We start from the raw sequence: 3,658 nt of genomic DNA, 5'->3' as shown, positions 1-3,658 counted from the left end.
GCCGGCCAGGATCACGCCGGCGGACAGTACGAACACCAAACAGACCAAGGGGATGGGGAATGTTCGCATCACCTACCGTTCCACCTCTTTGCCCACGTCGCGGCGAACCTGCACGCAGTCAGGAAGGAACCCGATCAACGACACCGAAAGGCTGGGGGAGAGATGTCTCTTATCACGTATCATTGTAACAGGTGGGGGCACTGCTGTCAAGGCAGGAAAAACGGCCATTTGACGCGCGGACACCTTCCGGGTATCATATAGATGGGGGTGGTTGAGTCCCGGTGGGCTCCGCGGTCTTCAAAACCGTCTGAGGGGCGCTGCTGAGGCGGCCCTGGTGGGTTCGACTCCCATCCACTCCCGCCTTTTGTTTCTCATGCGCCGGCCGCAGGCACTCAGGAGGATGGAGCACGGACCATGTCCTCCAAGATCACCCACGTCATGAAGCGCAGTGGCGCAGTGGTGCCCTTCAACAAGGACCGCATCACCAATGCCATCTACCGCGCCGCCGTCGCCGTCGGCGGCCGCGACCGCTCCATCGCGGAGCGCCTCAGCGACCAGGTGGTGGCCATCCTGGAGCAGACCTTCCCCCCGGGCCGCATCCCCACCGTGGAGGAAATCCAGGACATCGTCGAGAAAGTGCTGATCGAGAACGGTCACGCCCGCACCGCCAAGGCCTATATCTTGTACCGCGCCGAACGCGCCCGCCAGCGCGCCCTGGAGGCCGCCGGCCTGGAACGCGATCCCAACAACATCCCCTACCGCAAGCTGTGGGAGGCTCTGGTCTGGGCCTTGGACCATGAACTGCACTCCCTGGCCCTCCTCAACGAGCGCATCCAGCGCGGCGAGTTCGCCGAAGTCGTGCGCGAGTGCGAGGAGTTCTACCAGGCGGAGCTGGATTTCGCCGTCCAGCACATCCTGCCGCGCAAGGACCAGATCCGCATGGTCATCATCGCCGGCCCATCCGCCTCGGGCAAAACCACCACCACCATCAAGCTGAAGGAGCGCCTGTCCAAAGAGGGCTTGAACCTGGTCCCCTTCCACGTGGACAACTACTTCTTCGACTGGGAACTGCACCCGAAAGATGAGTTCGGGGACTATGACTTTGAGACGCCGCAGGCGCTGGACCTGGAGCTGGTCAACGAGCACCTGCGCCGGCTGTTGGCCGGCGAGGAAATCCGCATGCCCTATTACGATTTCCGCACCGGCAAGCGCTATGACGCCGTCACGCCGCTCCGGCTGGAGGCCGGCCAGATACTGCTCATCGACAGCCTGCACGGCCTGTACCCCGACATGACCCAGGGCATCCCGCAGGAGCAGATGATGCGCCTGTACGTCGAGGCCTTGCTCCAGATGAAAGGCCCCAACGGACAGTTCATCCGCTGGTCCGATTTGCGCCTGATGCGCCGCATGGTGCGCGATGCCGCCTTCCGTTCCTACAACCCCACCCAGACCCTGGAGCACTGGCACTACGTGCGCAACAGCGAACTGCGCAACATCATCCCGCATATCCACCGCGCCGACTGCATCATCAACAGCGCCCTGGCCTATGAGGTGGCGGTCATGCGGCCGCGCCTGATCGGCTACTGCCCGGAGTGGCTGGAGCGCTATCGGGACGACCCGCTCAAGCAGGATGCCTATCTGCGGGCAGAACGCGTCTGCCGGCTCCTGCACGCCGTGCCGCCGGCGGTGGACGAATCGGTCATCCCCCCGACCTCCCTCATCCGCGAGTTCATCGGCGGTAGTGCCTATACCTACTGACCCCCTGCGAACGCAACTTTAACGTAAATTATCGAGGAAATGCGTCCTCTTTTCGCGCCCATCTATTGCCCGCCCCTTCTCTTTTATGTATAATGTGAGGCAGGATGGCTCCCGCGCCGCCCACATTTCGCCTTGCAGGAGACAACGCATTCATGAATCGCCATCGCGGTATTGCAGGATTACTGCTGATCGCCCTGCTCGCCGGCCTGCTGGCCGGCTGTGCCGCCAGCGGCGTGAGCGCGCCGGCCGAACCATCGCCGGCGGAGGCCCAGTTAGTCACCCAGGAACCCGCCCCCAATACGCCGGCCGTCACCCCGCCCGCGGATATCGTCGCCCGGGTCAACGGACAGCCCATCGGCCGGCAGGAGTTCGAGCGGCAGGTCGCCCGCTTCGAGGCCGCCATGATCGGCCAGGGGCATGATTTCTCGGGCGAGGCGGGCAAGGAGCTGGACCAGCAGATCCGCCGGCAGGTGCTGGAGGCGATGATAGATGAAATGCTTATCGCTCAGGCGGCGCAGGCCGCCGGCGTCACCGTCACGGATGAGGTGATCCAACAGCGCATCCAGAACGACATCGCCGCTGTGGGCAGTGAGGAAGCCTTCCGCGCCTGGCTCAGCCAGAACGGCATGACCATGGAGGAATACCAGGCCATGACCCGCTCCACCATCATCACCGAGGAGATGGTGCGCCGGCTGGCCAACACCCTGCCGCAAACCATGCCGCAGGTGCATGTGCGCCAGATCCTGGTGGCGACGGAAGCGGAGGCCCAGGCCCTGCGCCAGCAGTTGGAGGCCGGCGCGGACTTCGCAGAGCTGGCGCGCGCCCATTCCCTGGACGAAAGCACCCGCGATCAGGGAGGCGACCTGGGATTCGTGCCGCTGGGGGAGGGGGTACTTCTGCCTGCGGTGGAGGAAGCGGTGAAGGGGCTGTCCGCCGGCCAGATCGCCGGCCCCATCGCCTCGCCCTACGGCTATTACCTCGTGCAGGTAGTGGAAGCGGTCTCCGAGCGGGAGGTGCCGGCGGAGATCCGCCAGGGCCTCACCCAGGCCCACTTCCAGAAATGGATCGAGGAACTGCGCTCCCAGGCTCAGATCGAGCGTTTCCTCGAGACACAGTAACATAATGAACATATAGTACTATAAGGTATCACCAAATACTCTGGACATTCACTGCTTGATTGTGTTATACTATGCAGTGCGAGTGGTACGGTGGGTGGGGATGTTCGGCATAGCGGGGCCCCACCACTGCGTGCCTGAGTGTCCGCCGCTGTTCAGCGGTTTTCGGGCCGGCGGCCGGCAGACAACTGCAGTTCCCGTTGGGCGAGCCCAGGCCAGGAGAAGCGGGCATGAAAAATCCTTTCGACCGCATGAGTGATAGGACGCTCGAGGTAATCACGATCATCATCTTGCTCCTGACGGTGCTCACCGCCATGGTGTACGTCGCCATCGGCGTCAACCCATATATTTTCCTGAACCCGTTCCCGCCGCCGCGGCCAGGTGAGACGGCCGAACAGCCGGCTGGCGTCGCCGCCCTGCCGGCGGAAACCGCCACGCCCACCTTCCCGCCCACCTGGACGCCGACGCCGACCAACACACCGACCATGACCAAGACGCCAACGCCCACCGGCACCCCGACGGCGACAGCCACCCCAACGGCCACCCATACGCCGCCGCCGACCAGCACACCCTTGCCGCCGGCCACGCGTCGGCCGCCCCCTCCCCCGACGCCTACCCCGCCCCCACCGTTCGAGTTCGTGCAACTGCTGGTCGGGCCTAACTGCCATTGGGCCGGCTTCCACGGCGTCATCTGGGGCGCCAATGACCTGCCCCTGAGCGGCATTCAGGTGAAGGTCTGGAACGAAGAGGGATGGTGGACGCTGTCCAGCCCCTCCGATATCAAC

At 64.2% G+C, this 3,658-nt stretch carries 3 protein-coding genes and 1 tRNA gene; all 4 read left to right on the top strand.

What is annotated here, in order from left to right; translation table 11 throughout:
• Positions 1-263: 263 nt before the first annotated feature.
• A tRNA-Sec gene (locus H5T60_12700) sits at positions 264-360 on the top strand.
• 54 nt (positions 361-414) lie between these two features.
• Positions 415-1,758 (top strand): response regulator SirA, encoded by a 1,344-nt coding sequence (locus H5T60_12695; protein ID MBC7243288.1) that lies wholly within the window; start codon positions 415-417, stop codon positions 1,756-1,758.
• A gap of 152 nt (positions 1,759-1,910) precedes the next feature.
• Complete coding sequence (locus H5T60_12690; protein MBC7243287.1) at positions 1,911-2,876, top strand: SurA N-terminal domain-containing protein; 966 nt, start codon at positions 1,911-1,913, stop codon at positions 2,874-2,876.
• Between the two features lie 227 nt (positions 2,877-3,103).
• Positions 3,104-3,658 (top strand): hypothetical protein (locus H5T60_12685; GenBank protein ID MBC7243286.1); only part of this gene is annotated, 555 nt, incomplete at its 3' end.

The sequence above is a fragment of the Anaerolineae bacterium genome (assembly GCA_014360855.1).
Lineage (GTDB): Bacteria > Chloroflexota > Anaerolineae > JACIWP01 > JACIWP01 > JACIWP01.
Note: the sequence above shows the minus strand (reverse complement) of the source record. Positions and strands in the feature narration are given on the sequence as shown.